Source organism: Streptomyces sp. NPDC000983 (assembly GCF_040299205.1).
Classification (GTDB): domain Bacteria; phylum Actinomycetota; class Actinomycetes; order Streptomycetales; family Streptomycetaceae; genus Streptomyces.
The window spans coordinates 65,876-82,743 of sequence record NZ_JBEPBM010000014.1 but is presented as its reverse complement, the minus strand read 5'-3'; the positions used below and the strand labels follow the sequence as shown (position 1 = coordinate 82,743).

Sequence of the window (16,868 nt, the reverse complement as noted above, 5' to 3'; positions counted from 1 at the left end):
GGCCCGGGGTGACGAGGTGGGCCCGTGCGAGGATCAAGGGATGAGCCAGCGCACCAGCAGAAGAGTCGGCCGCCCCCGCGCGCAGGACCGCCCCGCCAGCGGTCTCGAACCGCGCGACGAGGTGCTGGCCGCCGCTGCCGAGCTGTTCACCACGCACGGCTACACCGCGACCTCCACCCGGGCGGTGGCCGAACGGGCCGGCCTGCGACAGGCGTCCCTCTACCACTACTTCGACGGCAAGGAGGCGATCCTGGCGGCCCTGCTCGAAGGCACGGTGCGCCCCTCACTGGAGATCGCCCGGACACTGGTCGCGCGGACCGGGGCGAGCGCCGGGGCCCGCCTGTGGGCGCTGTGCCACTCCGACGTCCTGCTGCTGTGCGGCGGCCCCCACAACCTGGGCGCCCTCTACCTCCTCCCCGAGGTACAGGCGGAGTCCTTCGCCGACTTCCACCGCATCCGCTCCGAACTCAAGTTCTGCTACGGCGAGTTGCTCGCGACGATCGGCCCGGACAGGGAAGCCCGTACGGACGGGAAGGCGTCCGTGGACGAGAAGGCTCCCGTGGCCGAGAAGGCGCCCACGGACGAGGAGGCCCTCGCACTCGTCACCGACCTCGTCTTCGGCCTCACCGAGAGCGTGATCCTCATCCGGCGCGCCGACCCCGGCCGCGACCCGCGCACCCTCGCCGAGGCGACCGCCGACGCGGCCCTGCGGGTCGCCGGAGTGCCCCGGCGCTCCCAGGCACGCCTGCGCCGCGAGGCGGAAGAACTCCTCGCGGCGCGGGACTGACTGACGCTAGGCCTAGGCGGTCACAACCGCGCGGCCGCCTCGACCGCCTCGACCGGCTCACCGGACGCGGCACCGTCCGAGGCCGCCGCCCGTACGACCGTGCCGCGCCGCCGGAGGAACACCGCCCCGGCCAGCACCGCGGTGCCGACGAAGAGCACCGTGAACCACTGGAAGTACCAGTGCCCGCCCGCCGGGTCGTACACCGCCGCGCGCGGCCAGGACAGGTTGACCACCATGAACAGCCCGTAGAGCACGGCCAGTACGTTGACGGGCAGGCCCCAGCGGCCGAGGGAGAACAGGGGGCGGCCCAGCTCGTCGCGGCCCTCCCCGTCCGTCGCCGGCCAGCGTCCGCGCAGCCTGCGCACCAGCATCGGACCGGTGACTCCCGCGTACGCCAGGTACAGCATGGCGATACAGGTGGTGCCGATGGCCAGGAACGCCTCCGGCGAGGCCAGGTTGAGCAGGAGCAGCGAGGCCGCCAGGACCCCGACCACCAGGGACGACGCGACCGGCATCCCGGTGCGCGGCGAGACCTTCGCCAGCCGCGCGGAGCAGGGCATCATGCCGTCGCGGGCCATCGAGAACAGCATGCGGGAACCCGCGGTCTGGATGGCCAGCGTGGCCACGACGATCGCCAGTGCCACATCGGCGAGGAGCGCCTTGCCCACGCCGTCGCCCAGGCTGCTGGTCAGCACGTAGCTGAGGCCCTCCGTCGCGAGCCGCCCGTCGGTGAGGCTGGGCGCGGCGAGGACTCCGCCCAGCACCAGCAGCCCGCCCAGTACGCCGGCCGCGGCGAGCGCGCCGAGGATGGTCCGCGGCGCGGTGCGGCGCGGGTTGTGCGTCTCCTCGCTCATCTCACCGGCGCTGTCGAAGCCGATGAGGACGTACGCGGCCGTGAACGAGCCGATGAGCAGGGCGGCCATGCCGTCGTGGCCGCCGGTCGTGAGGGTGACCCCGCCGCCGTGCTCGGTGTGCGTGAACAGCAGGACCACGATGAGGACCGCGCCGATGATCTCGGCGGTGACGCCGAGCCGGTTCACGGCGGACATGACCCGGTTGTCGAGGGCGTTCACCAGCGTGGTCACCGCGAGCAGGACGATGCCCAGGATCGCCGCGTTGGCGGCGCCGGTTGCGGTGGTGGGTGCCGGATCGCCGCCGACCAGCTGGAACCCGGACCAGATCGGGGGCAGTACGACCTGGAGCGCCAGGGCCGCTGCGGCGGTCACCACCACCTGGCCGATCACCATGATCCAGCCCGTGAACCAGCCGAACACCGGGCCGCTCAGCCGGGTCGACCACTGGTAGATCGCCCCGGAGATCGGGTAGCGGGCGGCGAGTTCGGCGAAGCAGGCGGCGACCAGCAGCTGCCCGGCGAGCACGATCGGCCAGGCCCACACGAACAGCGGCCCGCCGAACGCGTAGCCGAGCGCGAAGAACTGGAAGACCGTGGTCAGCACGGAGATGAAGGAGAACCCGGCGGCGAAGGACGCGTAGCGCCCCATCTGCCGCCGCAGCTCCTGGCGGTAGCCGAAGACGGCGAGCGAGTCGTCGTCGGGGGAGGCGGGGGAGGCGGGCGATCCCGGGAAGCCGGGGGAGGCCGGGGAGTTGGGGGTGTCGGGGGAGCCGGGGGCGGGAGACGGGGTGGAATCGGTGGTCGCGGTCATGGAGGGGTCCTCTGTCGCGGAGGGAGACGCCGTGTCCGTGCGTAATTCCTGTCGGGCGACAGAAATTAGGGACGTCCGGTTTCCTCCGCATGTCACGGCCGTGTCCCCGCCGTTAGTGACTGCTCTCGCCCCGCCCTGCCCGGACCGAGGCACTCGGGGTCCGGGCTGACATCCGTCGAACGGCGGGTCGGCGGGGATGCCAAGATTCGGTGACCCGGCGATGTGCGCGCGCCACCACAGTGCATGCTGGTGGGGGAGTTGCAGGCGGTCGGCGGCCAGGCCGGCCGTGCACGGGGGAACGAACCGCGGGGGGCGGAAAGATGAAGCACGCGTCGACGGGACTTCGGTGTGCGGTGGGGGCGGCGGTGTCCGCGCTGCTGCTGGCGTCGGGCTGCACGGCGGACCGGACCGGCAACGACTCCGAGAGCAAGGGCGGGGCGACCGGGAACCCCGCTCCCACCGAGGGCACCGGCGCCGAGGACGACCCGGCACCCGCACCCGAGCCGACGGTCGAGGCGGACCCGGCCAAGGTGCCGAGCAGCAAGGACGCGGCGCGGAAACTGATCCGCGAGGTGATCGCCGGACCCGAACTCTTCGGCGCCGGCACCCGGCGCGCCTCACCCTACGAGAGCGACCCGGAGACCTGGTCCGTCCTCGACGACGGCTGCGTCTGGCGGCGCGAACCCCTGCCCGAGGCCGTGCTCGCCACCCTCACCCGGCATTTCGAGCTGCCCGCCGCCCAGGACAAGGGGCCGGTGCGGATGACGGTCACCGTCACCGTGCACCCGGAGACCGCCGACGCCGCGTGGGAACAGGCCGGAATGCTGGAGGAGGCGCTGAGCTGCTCCGAACAGACCCTCAGCGAGGGCAGGAAGCTGACCGGCCTGTTCTCCAACGCCTCCGTGTGGGGCGAGGCCGGCAACAACTACGCCGAGGACTCCCTGTTCGAGATGGGCAGTTGTACGAGCCCCACCGACGGCGGGCCCTACCCGTACCAGTACCAACAGGCCACCTTCGGGCCCGTGGTGGTGTCGATGTCCGCCTGCGCGGGCGAGGGCTGGGAGGCGAAGGAACTCCTCCAGACGGTGAACGGACCGGTACCGCGGATGCTGCTGCGCGCCGAGGGGGAGATCGGCCGGCCCGTCGACGACACGGGCTCGAAGGCGGACCCGGCCGCGCACTCCGCACCAGGAGGCGCCGGGAACACCCCAGGAACCGCCGGGGACGCCCCAGGACGCGTCGGGGACACCCCAGGAACCGCCGCGCACCCCGCACCGCCGAAGGCCGACGGCACCCCCGCCACGAAGGAGGGCATTTGATGGAACGCCTGCTGCCCTCGGACCCCTCGCACCTCGGCGGCAACCGCCTCCTGGGACGGCTCGGAGCCGGCGGGATGGGCGTGGTCTACCTCGCCCGCACCCCGTCCGGCGAGCTGGCCGCGGTCAAGGTGATCCAGCCCGAGTACGCCCAACAGCCCGAGTTCCGCGCCCGTTTCGCCCGCGAGGTGGACGCCGCGCGCGGCGTCGACGGACCCTGGGTGGCCCGGGTCCTCGCCGCCGACCCGGACGCCCCCGCACCCTGGCTGGCCTCGGCCTTCGTGCCGGGTCCCTCGCTCGCCGAGGCCGTCGCCACCCGCGGCGCGCTGCCCCCGGGCGCGGTGCGGATCCTGGGCGCCGTACTGGCGCGGGCCCTGGACGCCGTCCACCGCGCGGGCCTCGTCCACCGCGACGTCAAACCCGGCAACGTCCTCCTCGCCCTGGACGGCCCGCGCCTGATCGACTTCGGTATCGCGCGCGCCACGGACGACCAGACCGCCCTGACGGCGACCGGCCTGGTCGTCGGCTCCCCGGGCTTCCTGTCGCCCGAGCAGGCGCGCGGACAGCAGGTCACCCCCGCGAGCGACCTCTTCTCCCTGGGCTGCGTCCTCGCCTACGCCGCCACCGGACGGCCGCCGTTCGGCCTGGGCGACAGCGGAGCCCTGCTCTACCGCACCGTCCACTACGCGCCCGACCTCCACGGCATCGAGGACGGCCCGCTGCGGGCCTTCCTGGAGAGCTGCCTGGCCAAGGAACCCGCCGCCCGCCCCACGGCCGCCCAGGCCGACGCCGCCCTGGCACCCGGAGCCGTCGCCACGGACCTCCACTGGCTCCCCGACCCCGTCGTCCGGATGATCGCCGACCGCGCCGCCGCCCTGCTGGCGCTCCCGGGCATCGACGCCACCCGGGCCGAGACCTCCCGGTTCTCACCCGGCGCCCCCGGCCGCCGACGCGTGCTCGCCCTGGCGGCCGGCGGCGCCCTCCTCGCGGCGGGCGCCGGCGCGGGAGCCTGGGCGCTGCTGCGCGACGACACCACGGCCACCGCACGGGTGAGCGGGAAACGGCAGTGGCTGATCGGCGTCCAGGCCGACCTGTCGGGCCCGGCGAAGGCGGTCGGACGCGAGCAGGAACGCGCCGTCCGGCTGGCGGTCGCCGAGCACAACGCCCGCGACGACAAGCCGTTCGAACTGGCGCTGCGCGTCGAGGACGACGGCGGAAACCTCCGGCGGGCCCGCGCCGCGGCACGGAGTCTCACCGCGGACCGGGACGTGCTCGCCGTCATCGGCCCGACGAGCGCGCCCACCGCGCCGGTCGTCGACCTGTACGAGAACGCCGGGCTCCCGCTGATCACCGTGTCCGAGCTGTCCATCGGCGCCATGTCGACGGCACTGATGGGCAGCCCGCAGCACTACTTCCGGGCCGCGCCCCTGAACAGCTACACCGCCTTCGGCGTCGTCCTGGCCCTCACCCGGCAGCGCGCCGGGCACCTCGGCATGGTCATCGACCGGGCCGGACGCATCACCGGCTGGGAACCGGCCCAGATGATGCACGGCCCCGCCAAAATCGCCGAACTGACCGTCACCCACCGGGTGGTCCCCGCCTCCGTCGCCGACGGCACCCCCGTGCTGCGGGACCTGCTCGCCCGCGGCGCCGACAGCATCTACTACTCGGGCACCCCCGAACGCGCCGCCGAGGTCGCCCAGTACCTGCGCGCCAAACGCTTCACCGGACCGCGCTTCCTCGACCCCTCCTCGGCCGGCGAGGCGTTCCTTACGGCGGCCGGCGACGCGGCGGAGGGCTGGCAGGCGGTGCTGTCCTGCTCCGACCCGGCCGCCCCCGCCGGTCGCGACTTCGCCACCGCCTACGAGCGCCGCCACCGCTCCGAGCCGGGCCCCTGGGCGGTCGAGGCGTACGACGCGGTCCGGCTCGTCGTCGACCGCCTCACCGCACTCGCCGGAAGCGGCGCCCGGCGGCCCGAACGGGACGCGCTCACCGAAGCCCTGGGCGAGGCGAACTACCGAGGCATCGCCGGAACCTACTCCTTCAACGAACGCCGCTGGCTCAACGCCGAGAACGTCTACCTCCACCGCGTGCGCGACGGGCGCTTCCGGTACGCCGACTCGCTCACGGTCCAGGGAGTCTGAGAACCCGACATGCAGGCGCTACGAGTGGAGGACCCCGCCGAGATCGGCGGGCACACGCTGCTGGCCCGCCTCGGCGCGGGCGGCATGGGGGTCGTGTACCTGGCCCGTACCGGCGGCGGCGAACTGGTCGCCCTGAAGGTCATCCGCGCGGAACACGCCGCCGACCCGGCCTTCCGCGCCCGGTTCCGTCGGGAGGCCGCCCTCGCCGGACGGCTCACCGGACGCTGGACGGTGCCGGTCAGGGCGTCCGACGCCGAGGCCCGGGAACCCTGGCTGACCACCGACTTCGTGGCGGGCCCCGCCCTGGCGGAGGCCGTGACGGCGTGCGGGCCGCTGCCCCCCGCCTCGGTGCTCACCCTCGGCGCCCGGCTCGCCGAGGCCCTGACCGAGGTCCACGCGACGGGCCTGGTGCACCGGGACGTGAAGCCGGGCAACCTGCTGCTCACCCGGGACGGCCCGCGCCTGATCGACTTCGGCATCGCGCGGGGCGCCGGAGCGACCGCGCTCACCTCGGCGGACACCGTCGTCGGCACCCCCGGCTACCTCTCCCCGGAACAGACCCGCCAGTACGGCGACGAGGTGGGCCCGCCGAGCGACCTGTTCTCCCTCGGCTGCGTCCTGGCCTACGCGCTCTCCGGGCGCCCGCCCTTCGGCGGCGGCGACGCCCTGGCGGTCCTGTACCGCACGGTCCACGAGGAGCCCGACCTCGACGGGCTGCGGCAACTCCCCGCATCCGCGAGGGAGACGGTCACGCGCTGCCTGGCACGGGACGCGGCGGACCGGCCCACGGCGGGCGAGGTCGCGGCGGCCCTGTCGGCAGCCCGGGAGACCCCCGACCCGCGCCTACTGCGGTCCTGGGGAACACCGGCGGACCAGCCCGAGGAGGGCACCTCCGACTGGCTCCCGCCCGGTGTGCTGCGCCTGATCGCCGACCGCTCCGCACGCGCCCTCGCCCCACCCCCGCGCACCGAACAGACGTCCGTCCCGACGATGCCGGACCCGCCCGCCACCACCACCCGCCGCAGACTCCTGCTGGCCGGCGGCGCCGGTGTCACGCTGCTCGCCGTGTCGGGCACGGCCGGCGCCGTGTACCTCAACCGCCGTCCCCCGGCGGACGAACCCGACACCCGCCCCCTGTACACGCTCGGCCTGCACGCCGACCTGACGGGCCCCGACCGGGCGACCGGGGAGGCCACCCGCCGGGGCGCCCTGCTCGCCGTCGAGGCCCACAACGCCCGCGCCGGCACACCGTTCAGGCTCGCCCTGCGCACCGCCGACGACCGCGGCCTCGCGAGCCGCGCGGGCACCGCCGCGCGGGAACTGCTCTCCGGCGCGGCCCCCGTCACCGCCGTGCTCGGCCCCACGACGGAGGCGACCCTGACCGCCGCCGAACCGCGGTACACGGCGGCCGGGACGGCCATGGTCCTGGTGTCCTGCGACGGCGGAGCCCTGTCACCGCTGGTCAAGCCCACCCTGTGCGTGACCCGGGCGACCCTGGCCATGCAGACGCTGCCGGTGCTCCACTACCTGACCGCCGTGCGCGAGGTGGACCGGGTCGCGGTCGTGCGGGACCTCGCGGGCGGCACGGTCGCCGAGGGCCTGGCCATGGACCTCGCGGAAGCACCGCCCTCCGAGGGCACGACCACGGTGCACGACCTCGACGCCGGCCAGGACGACGTCTCGGCGGTGGTGGCCGCGGCCCTGGCCCAGAACCCCGGCGCGGTCGTCTACGCCGGGACCTCGCCCGCGCGCGCCGCCCGGGTCGCCCGGAGCCTGGCCGAGGCGCGCTTCGACGGAGCGAGGGCGACGGTCGAGCAGGTCATGGACCCGGTGTTCCTGCGGGAGGCGGAGGAGGCCGCGGAGGGCTGGGTCCTCGGCGCCGCCCGCACCACCGCGACGACGTCGGGCTCCGGGCCCGCCGCCCGGTTCGCCACCGCGCACCGCGAGCGGTGGGGCACCCGGCCGGCCCCCTGGGCGGCGGAGGCGTACGACGCGGTGGGCCTGACCGCCCAGACCCTGACCGCACTGGTCGGCCGGGGCGGGGACGGTCAGGGCACGGTCGGCCGGGGCGCCCTCGTTGAGGCACTGTTCCGCCAGCGCTACGAGGGCATCGCCAAGACGATCAGCTTCGACCCCAGAACCCGCCTGCTCGACATGGACGACACGAGCTTCCTCTACGAAGTGCGCGACGGCGCCTTCGAGTTCCTCGGCCGCTACGGGCAGGTGGGCAAGGGCTGAGACCTCGTCAGGGCTTGATCCGGACCACCTGGGGGTCGTGGTCGGAGGCCTGGTCGGCGAACTCGCTGTTGATGTGCACCACGTCGTAGCGGACGTGCTGCCGCTTCAGCCCGGGGCTGACCAGGATGTGGTCCAGTACCTGCGAGTTGCCCTGGTAGACGTACGAGTAGCGCTCCGCCTCGGGCAGTTCGTTCACCAGCGTGCGCAACACCCCGTCCCGGGTGAGGGTGTTGAGCGCGGGGGAGAACTGGTAGTCGTTGAAGTCGCCGAGCGAGACCACCCGGGCGCCCGGGTCCGCGGCCAGCAGTTCGGCGACGAACGCCCGCTCCGCCTCGGCCTGCTTGCCGCGCTGCGTCTCGGAACTGCGCGTCGGCTGCTGGAAGCGGCTGTCGAGGCCCTGGTCGCCGCCCTTGCTGTTGAAGTGGTTGGCGATCACGAAGACCGGCTTGTTGTGGAAGCGGAACTGCCCGACCAGCGGCTTGCGGCTGGAGTTCCACGCCTCGTTCCCCGGGTCGATCCGCCCCGGGGACGCGGTCAGCGAGGTGCGCTTGCCGGTGCCGGTGACGCCCACCGCGGTGGTGGCGTCCCCGCCGGGTATGTCGGTGAAGGAGACCCGGCACGGGTTGAACAGGAACACCTGACGGATGTTGCCGCCGGGCTCGCCGCCGTCCTTGCCGTTCTCCGGGTCGACGGAACGCCAGTCGTAGACCGGGCCGCCGGCCGCCTCGATCGCCTCGATGAACCTGGTGACGGTGGCGTCGGCCGCGACCGTGCCGTCGTTGACGGCGCCGTTGTTGTCCTGGATCTCCTCCAGCGCCAGGATGTCCGGCGAGCGCAGGTTGGTGACCACACCGGCGGCGAGGGCGGCGAACTTCTCGTCCGGGTCGCCCGGGTCGAGGTTCTCCACGTTGTACGTGGCGATGCTCAGCTCGCCCGGCAGGGCCCGCCCGGTCACCTCCCGCCGCAGTCCGCCCGCTTCGAGGGCGCCGAGCCGGGTGGCGGCCAGGGTGTACCCGCCGAACTGGTTGTAGTCCAGCGGGCCCGTGCTGGCGCCGGTGAGCCGGTCGCCGACGTCGGCGACCGGGAAGTCGGCGGCCGCGCCCAGGGACTGGATCTTGATGCGGCCGGGGTTGGGCCGGTCGTAGCCCAGGTACACCACACCGCCCCGCGCGGACCGCCGGTCCTGCTCGCGGGCGTCCACCCACAGTTCGTGGTACTGGTCGGTGGCCTGCACCACCGGCACGTCACGGACCTCGACGTTCATTCCCTCCAGCGACTCGAACAGGTCGAGCGCGTAGGTGCCGGGCTCCAGCGCCAGGGACTCGATCGAGCCGCCGCCCGCGTCCGGGGCGTACCCGGCCGGGATGTTCGAGCCGTCCAGGACCACCGGGGCGGGCACGGGGTTGTCCGAGGAGACCACCGTGACCTGGGGGTTGGTGAGTTCGGTGAGGGACTGCGACCCGCCGGAGCCGTTCGGGTAGTACTCCGTCACCTTGGCGGTGACCAGTACCGAGTCGCCGACCTTCACGCCGGGGTCGGCGCCGCCGGTGTAGACGAAGACGCCCTCGCTGGTCGCCGGGTCGGCGTCCGGGTTCGGGTCCTGGATCCAGAAGCCCTTCGAGCCGAAGGCGCGGACCGCGGTGACGACGCCGGGGATGCCCGCGACGGTCCTGCCGGCCGACGGGGACAGCCGGGTGGTGCCCTGGAGGTCGTGGACGCGCAGGACGCCGGGCTCGGTGGGGCCGCCGCCGGAGCCGTCCTCGGGGGCCTCGCCGGCCGCGTTGACCGGGCTGGGCGCGCCGGCGCTGAGGTCGGTGGCGTTGTCGTCGGTGTCGGCGAGGGACGCGGCACGGGCGACCGAGGCCGTGTTGGAGGCGCCGGTGACCGGCCCGCTGCCCTCGCGGACCACCGCGGTGCCGAAGCCCACCAGGTCGACGACGCGCGGGTCGGCGGCGCAGTCCGCCGCGGTCTTGCAGGTCAGCGCCTCGGTGCCGTTGACCAGGGCCACGGTGCCGGTGGTGGCGGACAGCGCCAGGTTGCCGGTGGCGTCGGCGGCGGGCAGGTCCACGGTGCCGCCCGCGCCGGCACCCTCGGCGATCAGGTAACGGCCGCCGGGGGCGACCGAGCCGCTCAGCGCCGTGACACCCCACCGGCTGCCGGCGCCGGGGCTGCCCGGCAGGTACTGCACGCTGTACCCGCTCAGACCGAAGGCCGCCCCGGACGGGTTGCCCAGCTCGATGAAGTCGTTCTTCAGCGAGGCACCGGAGTTGCCGCCCCCGCCGTACACCTCGGCGATGACCGCGCCCGTGGAGGGCGCGGCGAGCGCGCCGGGCAGGGGGACGAGCACCAGCGACGCGGTGACCGCCGCGGGCAGACAGGCGCGCAGCAGCGTGCGGCGGGCGAGGCGGGTGGAGTGAGGTCTTGGCACCTTTGCGGCGCTCCTTCACGGCGGAACGAGGCCCGGCCACCGCGACGGCGCCGGGCCATGAGGGTTGGCGGTTCGGGGACGCCGGCGGACGACGCCGGGCGCCCTGGGTGAATCCGGATGTGAAGATACGCGCGTAGACGATGACGGGACAAGAGCCCGGGCGTGAACTGCTGGTAACCGCACGGGCCTTGCCGGTGACGGTCACTCGCTCCGTCTTCGGTCCGGTTTCCTGCGCGGTCACTCCCGGAGACGTGCCGCGAGCCGCTCCAACGCCTCCGTGTCCGGTACCTCCAGTGCCGGTATCCGCAGCCACCGGAAGGGGAACCCGAACTGGCCGGCGTCCGGGTCGCGGTACTCGATGCGCAGGAACGCGCCGATCTCGCTCGGGTCGGTGTCGGCGTGGATGAAGCTGTAGCGCAGCACCGTGATGTCCTGCCACGGTATGAGCGTGCCCTCGTGGCCCAGGCCGTCCGCCGTGGCGATCAGGGGGCCGAACTCGACCTGTCCTCCCGCCGCCAGGGCGGATTCCACCTCGGCGAGCCGCTCCTCGGTGACGTGGGTCCTGATGTGCGCCAGCAGGGGCCAGATGTCGGACTCGGGACGCTCGGCGAGCCGGCCGCTGCGGAAGAGCGCGCCGGGTGTGACGACCGGCGGCTCTCCCAGGCGCGACGCCACGACGGTGCCGTCGGTGAACTCCAGCCGTATGTCGTAGATCCAGCGCGTGCTCACCGCGTCGCCCTCGACCTCGTGCCCTTCGAGGTCGTTGGCGAACCACACATGGGTCACCTCGGCCCAGCCGTACTCCCGGGGGGCAGCGGCCGACGCCGCGTCACCGTCGACCGCCAGGGCGAGCCCCGCGTCGAGCACGGAGAGCGTCACGGCCCGGGGTCCGGCGGAGCCGTCGATCCGCCCGGCCAGAGTCCCCCGTACGGAGCGGTCCTCCCGCCGCGGCGGGGGAACGGCCTCCTCGACCGTTTCCGTCCGCTTTCTCCCCCACCAGCGACCCATCCGCCACTCCTCCCGAAAGCACCGACGGCCAGGGACCTCCCCAGCCGCGGTCCCCACCATACGTACATCCGGCGCCGGCCCGAGCCGTTCTCCTCCACCGGGGAGGCACGGTCACCGGGCCGCGATCCGCACCACCCCGGTGATCGTGCCCTGGTACACCACACCGCCGGGCGCTATCGAACCGACCATCTGGAGCGTGTCGTAGAGAGAGGACAGCCCCAGGTACTGGGACCGGGTGACGGCTCCGGTGCCGGGGTCGATCTGGGTGTAGTAGTAGGGGTCGAGGAGCGAGGTGGCGTCGCTGCCGGACACGGTGGAACCGCGGACGACGGTGTGGATGAGGCCGTCGGCGGTGGACAGCCGGGGCACGGCGGAGGAGCGCACCGAGGTCTCCCACCGCAGGTCGCAGCCGCCGCCGTCGGCGCGGACGTCGACGCGGGTGAGACCACCGGTGAAGTCGGCGGAGGCGGGCACGCTCGGTCCGGCGCTCTCGGGCACGGCCGGGTAGGGGTAGCCGTAGGTGCTCGCCACGAACACCGAACGCCCGGCCCCGATGGGGGAGTTCTCGCTTCCGCTGCCGTTCGAGGCGAGCACGGGGACCGAGCACACCTGGGCGCCGGTGTCGGAGCGGTACACGAGGAGACTCACGGTGGGGGAGGCGTTGTCGACGACGGTGACGTAGTCGCTGCCGTCACCGGGGCCGAAGAACGTGGGTGTCGATCCGGTGCCGTGGCTGAGCTGGCCGGGCTTGCGGGCGGCGCCCCGGTCGTAGGCCCGCCGCCAGGAGAGCACCGGGGTGCCGTCCGCGCCGGCCGTGAGGAGGTAGGTCGCGTGGGTGGTGGCGACGGCGGTGCCGGCGGGTGAGGTGGAGAGGGAGTTCTCCACCCGCTCGCCCTCGGGCAGCGCGAGAGTCCGTACGGCGCCGGTCGTGTCGTCGGCCGTACCGACCACCCCGCCCCCGGTCGCGAACCAGACCCGGCCCTGCCAGTCGGGGGCGAGCCCGGTGACCGCGTCGCCCTCGGGGACGGCCCCGGCGAGCGACAGGGAGCGGTCGACGTACAGCTCCCAGGTGCCGTCCGCCTTCCTGCGGTGGGCGATGCGCAGCAGGCTGCGGTCGCCGTCGACCACGACGAGCCGGTCCCGGTGGTCGAGATAGGCGTACACGCCCCCCAGCAACGAACCCTTGGCGATGGACAGTTGGGCCAGTGACGCACCGGTGGCGGGGTCCAGGAGGTGCGCGGTGGGGACCCGGGTGAAGATCGGGGTGCACAGGGCCACCGGGTATCCGTCGGCACCCACCAGAATCGTCGGGCAGGCCGACTGCAGGGCGATCCGCTTGGAGGTCAGGGGCCCGGCGCCCGGTCCGGGCAGCGGTGTCGCGTCGGAGGAACCGGTGTCGCCGTGCATGGTCGCGGTGCCGTCGGGGCCGGCGTAGGGGTTGTGCGGCGGGAGCGGTCCGAACGACTCGGCCGTGGCGTGGGCGGGGGAGAGCGAGGCGGCGAGCAGCAGGGAACCGGCGGCGGCGAGTACGCCGGCGCGGGACAGCCGGAACGAGGGCATGCGGACAGGTCCTCTCGGAAGGAGGTGAGGCGTGCGGAGGGCATGGCGGAGCGCTACGGCACCCGGACGGGGTCACGACGGCGCACGCCCGTGAAGTGGCGTACAGCGGGGAGGAGTCGGGTGTCGTCAGACGGTCGCGCGGCGACAGAGCGCCGAGCACGCGTAGGCCAGGTCGACATGGAGTCGACGGCTCAGATACGCGTGATCACCCATGGCCGCCAGTGTGCAGTTCCGTCAGGTACTCGACAAGGCCCGTCTCGCCCGCCGGACACCCGCGCACCTGACACGCCCTCCGATGGGCTATCCGGCTCGTTCGCGGATCATCAGGTCATAGCGTGCCGAATATGAAGAAATTTCGTATCGCCTCCTTGGCGTGTACCGCAGCGGTCTTCGGCGCGGGGATCGGCGCCGCCCCGCCGACCGCCGCCGACCACATGACGCATGTGGTCCGTCCGGGGGAGTCGATCCAGGCGGCGGTGGACGCCGCCGAGTCGGGAGACACCGTCCTGCTGACGGCCGGCACCTTCCACGAGAGCGTGAAGGTGACCACCCCGGGCCTGACCCTGCGCGGCATGGGACGGCTCACCGTGGTCCGGCCGGCCCCCGCCAAGGCCCCCACCACGCCCAAGGCCGCGAAGGCCCCCATCACCTGCGCCGGGGACGGCAACGGCATCTGTGTGATCGGGACCAAGGACCGCCACGTCGCCAACGTCACCATCGCCTCCATGACCGTCACCGGGTTCACCCGCGCCGGCGTCTTCGCCATGGGCACCGACCGCCTCACCGTGCGCAATGTCAGGGCTGTCCAGAACGGCGTGTGGGGCATCGCCCAGCAACGCTCTGTGCGCGGGGTGATCCGGGACAACGTCGCCCGTGACAACGGCGACGCCGGGGTGTTCCTCGCCAACAGCATCAAGACCGAGCAGGGCGCCTCGGACACCAGGGGCACCCTCGTCGCCCGCAACCACCTGGAGGGCAACCGGATCGGGGTCACCGTCCGGCGGCTGCGCAACCTCACCGTCGACGGCAACCACATCACCGGCAACTGCGCCGGCGTCTTCGTCGTCGGCGACGAGAACAAGCCGAAGACCGGCGCCCTGACCGTCAGCGGCAACCGCATCGTCGCCAACAACAGGTCCTGCCCGGCGAACTCGCGGCTGGAGGCCCTCCAGGGCTCCGGCATCGTGGTGACCGGCGCCGAGGACACCCTGGTCACCCGGAACGTGGTCCGCGACAACGCCGGCACCTCCTCCCTGTCCGGCGGCATCGTCCTGTTCAAGAGCTTCGTCGGCACCGCCAACGAGCGGAACCGGATCAGCGGCAACACCCTCGCCGGCAACTCGCCCGCCGACCTCGTCGACACCGAGGCCGCCGGCGCCAACACGTTCGACGGCAACTCCTGCCGGGCCTCGAAGCCCGCGGGCCTGTGCTGACCGGCAACGGTCACCGGTGAACCCGAAGAAGGAAGGCGACGCATGACGACCACCCAGACCGCTCCGGCGGAACGGACCACCCCGCCGCCGTCCATGCGGATGCGGGAACTCGTGTTCGGGGCGGCCTGCGCCGCCGCCCTCCGCGCGGCCGCCCGGCTGGGCGTCGCCGACGCACTCGGCGAACGCCCGCTGTCCGTGGAGGACCTCGCGGCGGCCGTGAAGACCGAGCCCAAACCGCTGCGCCGGCTGCTGCGGGCCCTGTCCTGCTACGGCGTCTTCACCGAGCGGCCCGACGGCACGTTCGCCCACACCGACATGTCCCGCCTGCTGCGCGAGGACGACCCCAACAGCCTGCGCGCCATCACCCTGTGGTGCACCGAACCGTGGACCTGGGACGCCTGGCCGAAACTCGACGAGGCCGTCCGCACCGGCCACAACGTCGTCGAGGACCTCTACGGCAAGGAGTTCTTCCAGTACCTCAACGAGGACGCCCCCGAGTCGGCCGACGTCTTCAACCGGGCCATGACGACCTCCAGCGTGCAGTCCGCGCGGGACGTCGCCGACTTCCTCGACCTGTCCGGCGCCCAGTCGGTCGCCGACCTCGGCGGCGGCCAGGGGCATGTCGTGGCGAGCCTGCTGGAGAAGTACCCCACCCTCCAGGGCACCCTGCTCGACCTGCCCCGCGTCGTCGAGAACGCCGACCCGCGGCTGCGGCCGGGCGGCGCGCTCGCCGACCGGATGCGCCTCGTGCCCGGCGACTGCCGCGACGCCGTCCCGGTCCGCGCCGACGTCTACGTCATCAAGAACATCCTGGAGTGGGACGACGACAGCACGACCCGCCTGCTGCGCAACGTCATCGAGGCGGGCGGCCGGGGAGCGCGGATCGTCGTCATCGAGAACCTCGTCGACGACTCGCCCTCGATGCGCTTCAGCACCGCCATGGACCTGCTGCTGCTCCTCAACGTCGGCGGCGCCAAGCACACCACCGACAGCATGGTCCGCCGGCTGACGGACGCGGGCCTGGCCATCGACGACATCCGCCCCGTCAACCCCTACCTGCACGCCTTCGACTGCACCGTCACCGGGTGACCCCTTAGCCCCGGAGACCTCCCGCACCACGCCGCCCGCCGGGCACGCGGAAGACGCGTGCCCGGCGGGCGGCTGTACGACGGCGGGTTCAGGACGGGGCGTCGCGCTCCCAGAGGTAGAAGCGCTGCGCCATCGCGTCCTTGGGCGAGCGCCAGGTCTGCGGGTCGTACGCGGTGACGTACGCCGACAGCCGGTCGCTGATGTCGCGGAACTCGGGATGCCCGGCGGCCTTCGCGATGGCGGCCTCGGGGTCCCGCTCGGACTCGATGAGGTGCAGGTACACATCGCCGAACTGGAAGAGACTGCGGCGGGACACCCCGATGAGGTGCGGCAGTTCGCCCCGGTCCGACTCACCGAACACCTTGGCGATGTCCGGTGCGGAGCCCGGGGCCATCCGGGCGACGATCAGGGAGTGGTGCATCGTGCTGTCCTCCGTCCCGGTCACTCGGAGAGCATCGGCGCGGGCCGGCGTTCCCGGGCGGCCTGCTCGATGCGGTCCCGGATCAGCGCCAGCTGGACCTTGGAGTTCCGGTTGATGTTGCCCGTCATCCAGTCGTCGTCGACCGGCGCGTCCGGCTTCATCGCGAAGTCCTGCGTCCACACCATCCGGGTGCCTTCGAGGACCTTCTCGTACCGCCACACGATGTTCATGTAGGCGAAGGGGCCGGTCTCGATGCGCCGGGCCCGCACGGTGAGGGTGTCTCGGACCGGCTCCCGCTCCGAGACCCAGCTCCACACCTTGCCGTTGTCGTCGGGGTGCATCGTCAGGCGGAACGTGGTCCGGTTCCCCTCCTGGGAGAGGATCTCGGCGGAGGCGTACTCGCTGAACAGCCGCGGCCAGTTCGCGACGTCGTTGGTCATGTCCCAGACCAGGTCGACGGGTGCGGCGATGGTGATCTCGTTCTCGGTGCGTCCGGGCATCTCAGGCTCCCGTCAGAAGGGCGCTGTTGGCGAGTTCGAGGAACTGCCGGGGCGTCTTGCTCTTCTCCGCGTCGGGCGGCATCGGCGTGCCGTAGCGGTTCTCCAGCTCGCCCACGATGCCCAGCAGGGCGAGTGAGTCGATGCCGAAGGCGGAGTCGAAGCCGGAGTCGGCCTGGCGCAGGAGTTCCTCCGGGCTGACGGTGACCCCGGCGGCCTTCCTGATGAGCTCCGAGAGCTCTTCCACGGTGATGCGGTCACTCATGTGGTTCTCCTTGTCCGT

Annotated in this window: 13 protein-coding genes; 6 read left to right on the top strand and 7 right to left on the bottom strand. The window is 73.2% G+C overall.

The window, feature by feature from the left end:
• Positions 1-40: 40 nt before the first annotated feature.
• Positions 41-787 carry a TetR/AcrR family transcriptional regulator gene (locus ABT296_RS18190; RefSeq protein WP_351928376.1) on the top strand — a complete coding sequence of 249 codons (747 nt, stop codon included), beginning with the start codon at positions 41-43 and terminating at the stop codon, positions 785-787.
• A 20-nt stretch (positions 788-807) separates the two neighbouring features.
• Here ABT296_RS18190 and ABT296_RS18185 read toward each other — a convergent pair whose 3' ends face one another.
• Complete coding sequence (locus ABT296_RS18185) at positions 808-2,451, bottom strand: amino acid permease (protein WP_351928374.1); 1,644 nt, start codon at positions 2,449-2,451, stop codon at positions 808-810.
• Positions 2,452-2,771: 320 nt separating this feature from the next.
• On the opposite strand from ABT296_RS18185, the gene ABT296_RS18180 reads away from it, so the two are divergent.
• From ABT296_RS18180 to ABT296_RS18170, 3 genes are read left to right on the top strand one after another with little or no spacing between them, the layout of a single operon-like run.
• Positions 2,772-3,770: a hypothetical protein gene (locus ABT296_RS18180; RefSeq protein WP_351928372.1), complete on the top strand. Its 999-nt coding sequence runs from the start codon at positions 2,772-2,774 to the stop codon at positions 3,768-3,770.
• Complete coding sequence (locus ABT296_RS18175) at positions 3,770-5,911, top strand: bifunctional serine/threonine-protein kinase/ABC transporter substrate-binding protein (protein WP_351928370.1); 2,142 nt, start codon at positions 3,770-3,772, stop codon at positions 5,909-5,911. The genes ABT296_RS18180 and ABT296_RS18175 overlap by 1 nt, the downstream gene beginning before the upstream one ends.
• 9 nt (positions 5,912-5,920) lie before the next feature.
• Positions 5,921-8,149, top strand: coding sequence for a bifunctional serine/threonine-protein kinase/ABC transporter substrate-binding protein (locus tag ABT296_RS18170; RefSeq protein ID WP_351928368.1), 2,229 nt, complete (start codon positions 5,921-5,923; stop codon positions 8,147-8,149).
• Positions 8,150-8,156: 7 nt separating this feature from the next.
• Here the strand turns inward: ABT296_RS18170 and ABT296_RS18165 are convergent, their stop codons facing one another.
• The 3 genes from ABT296_RS18165 to ABT296_RS18155 form a co-directional block, all read right to left on the bottom strand.
• Positions 8,157-10,577, bottom strand: coding sequence for a DUF8508 domain-containing protein (locus ABT296_RS18165; protein WP_502977276.1), 2,421 nt, complete (start codon positions 10,575-10,577; stop codon positions 8,157-8,159).
• Positions 10,578-10,814: 237 nt separating this feature from the next.
• Positions 10,815-11,585, bottom strand: a complete 771-nt coding sequence (locus ABT296_RS18160) for a hypothetical protein (protein WP_351928366.1) — start codon at positions 11,583-11,585, stop codon at positions 10,815-10,817.
• A gap of 111 nt (positions 11,586-11,696) precedes the next feature.
• On the bottom strand, positions 11,697-13,145 hold the full coding sequence (locus ABT296_RS18155; protein WP_351928364.1) for an NHL repeat-containing protein: 1,449 nt from the start codon (positions 13,143-13,145) through the stop codon (positions 11,697-11,699).
• A gap of 344 nt (positions 13,146-13,489) precedes the next feature.
• Between ABT296_RS18155 and ABT296_RS18150 the strand changes: the two genes are divergently transcribed.
• Together ABT296_RS18150 and ABT296_RS18145 are read left to right on the top strand one after the other, a co-directional pair.
• Positions 13,490-14,578, top strand: coding sequence for a right-handed parallel beta-helix repeat-containing protein (locus tag ABT296_RS18150; protein WP_351928362.1), 1,089 nt, complete (start codon positions 13,490-13,492; stop codon positions 14,576-14,578).
• Positions 14,579-14,620: 42 nt separating this feature from the next.
• On the top strand, positions 14,621-15,667 hold the full coding sequence (locus tag ABT296_RS18145) for a methyltransferase (RefSeq protein ID WP_351928360.1): 1,047 nt from the start codon (positions 14,621-14,623) through the stop codon (positions 15,665-15,667).
• 88 nt (positions 15,668-15,755) lie between these two features.
• Here ABT296_RS18145 and ABT296_RS18140 read toward each other — a convergent pair whose 3' ends face one another.
• The 3 genes from ABT296_RS18140 to ABT296_RS18130 are packed head-to-tail and all read right to left on the bottom strand — an operon-like array spanning position 15,756 to position 16,850.
• Complete coding sequence (locus tag ABT296_RS18140; RefSeq protein ID WP_351928564.1) at positions 15,756-16,088, bottom strand: TcmI family type II polyketide cyclase; 333 nt, start codon at positions 16,086-16,088, stop codon at positions 15,756-15,758.
• A 20-nt stretch (positions 16,089-16,108) separates the two neighbouring features.
• Complete coding sequence (locus ABT296_RS18135) at positions 16,109-16,588, bottom strand: SRPBCC family protein (RefSeq protein ID WP_351928358.1); 480 nt, start codon at positions 16,586-16,588, stop codon at positions 16,109-16,111.
• 1 nt (position 16,589) lies between these two features.
• Positions 16,590-16,850 (bottom strand): acyl carrier protein, encoded by a 261-nt coding sequence (locus tag ABT296_RS18130; RefSeq protein ID WP_351928356.1) that lies wholly within the window; start codon positions 16,848-16,850, stop codon positions 16,590-16,592.
• Positions 16,851-16,868 lie beyond the last annotated feature (18 nt).

Bases quoted from the DNA above. Each gene is read 5' to 3' on its own strand.
- ABT296_RS18160 (WP_351928366.1), bottom strand. From the start codon at position 11,585: ATGGGTCGCTGGTGGGGGAGAAAGCGGACGGAAACGGTCGAGGAGGCC.
- ABT296_RS18170 (WP_351928368.1), top strand. From the start codon at position 5,921: ATGCAGGCGCTACGAGTGGAGGACCCCGCCGAGATCGGCGGGCACACG.
- ABT296_RS18190 (WP_351928376.1), top strand. From the start codon at position 41: ATGAGCCAGCGCACCAGCAGAAGAGTCGGCCGCCCCCGCGCGCAGGAC.
- ABT296_RS18145 (WP_351928360.1), top strand. From the start codon at position 14,621: ATGACGACCACCCAGACCGCTCCGGCGGAACGGACCACCCCGCCGCCG.
- ABT296_RS18140 (WP_351928564.1), bottom strand. From the start codon at position 16,088: ATGCACCACTCCCTGATCGTCGCCCGGATGGCCCCGGGCTCCGCACCG.
- ABT296_RS18135 (WP_351928358.1), bottom strand. From the start codon at position 16,588: ATGCCCGGACGCACCGAGAACGAGATCACCATCGCCGCACCCGTCGAC.
- ABT296_RS18185 (WP_351928374.1), bottom strand. From the start codon at position 2,451: ATGACCGCGACCACCGATTCCACCCCGTCTCCCGCCCCCGGCTCCCCC.
- ABT296_RS18150 (WP_351928362.1), top strand. From the start codon at position 13,490: ATGAAGAAATTTCGTATCGCCTCCTTGGCGTGTACCGCAGCGGTCTTC.
- ABT296_RS18180 (WP_351928372.1), top strand. From the start codon at position 2,772: ATGAAGCACGCGTCGACGGGACTTCGGTGTGCGGTGGGGGCGGCGGTG.
- ABT296_RS18130 (WP_351928356.1), bottom strand. From the start codon at position 16,850: ATGAGTGACCGCATCACCGTGGAAGAGCTCTCGGAGCTCATCAGGAAG.
- ABT296_RS18175 (WP_351928370.1), top strand. From the start codon at position 3,770: ATGGAACGCCTGCTGCCCTCGGACCCCTCGCACCTCGGCGGCAACCGC.
- ABT296_RS18155 (WP_351928364.1), bottom strand. From the start codon at position 13,145: ATGCCCTCGTTCCGGCTGTCCCGCGCCGGCGTACTCGCCGCCGCCGGT.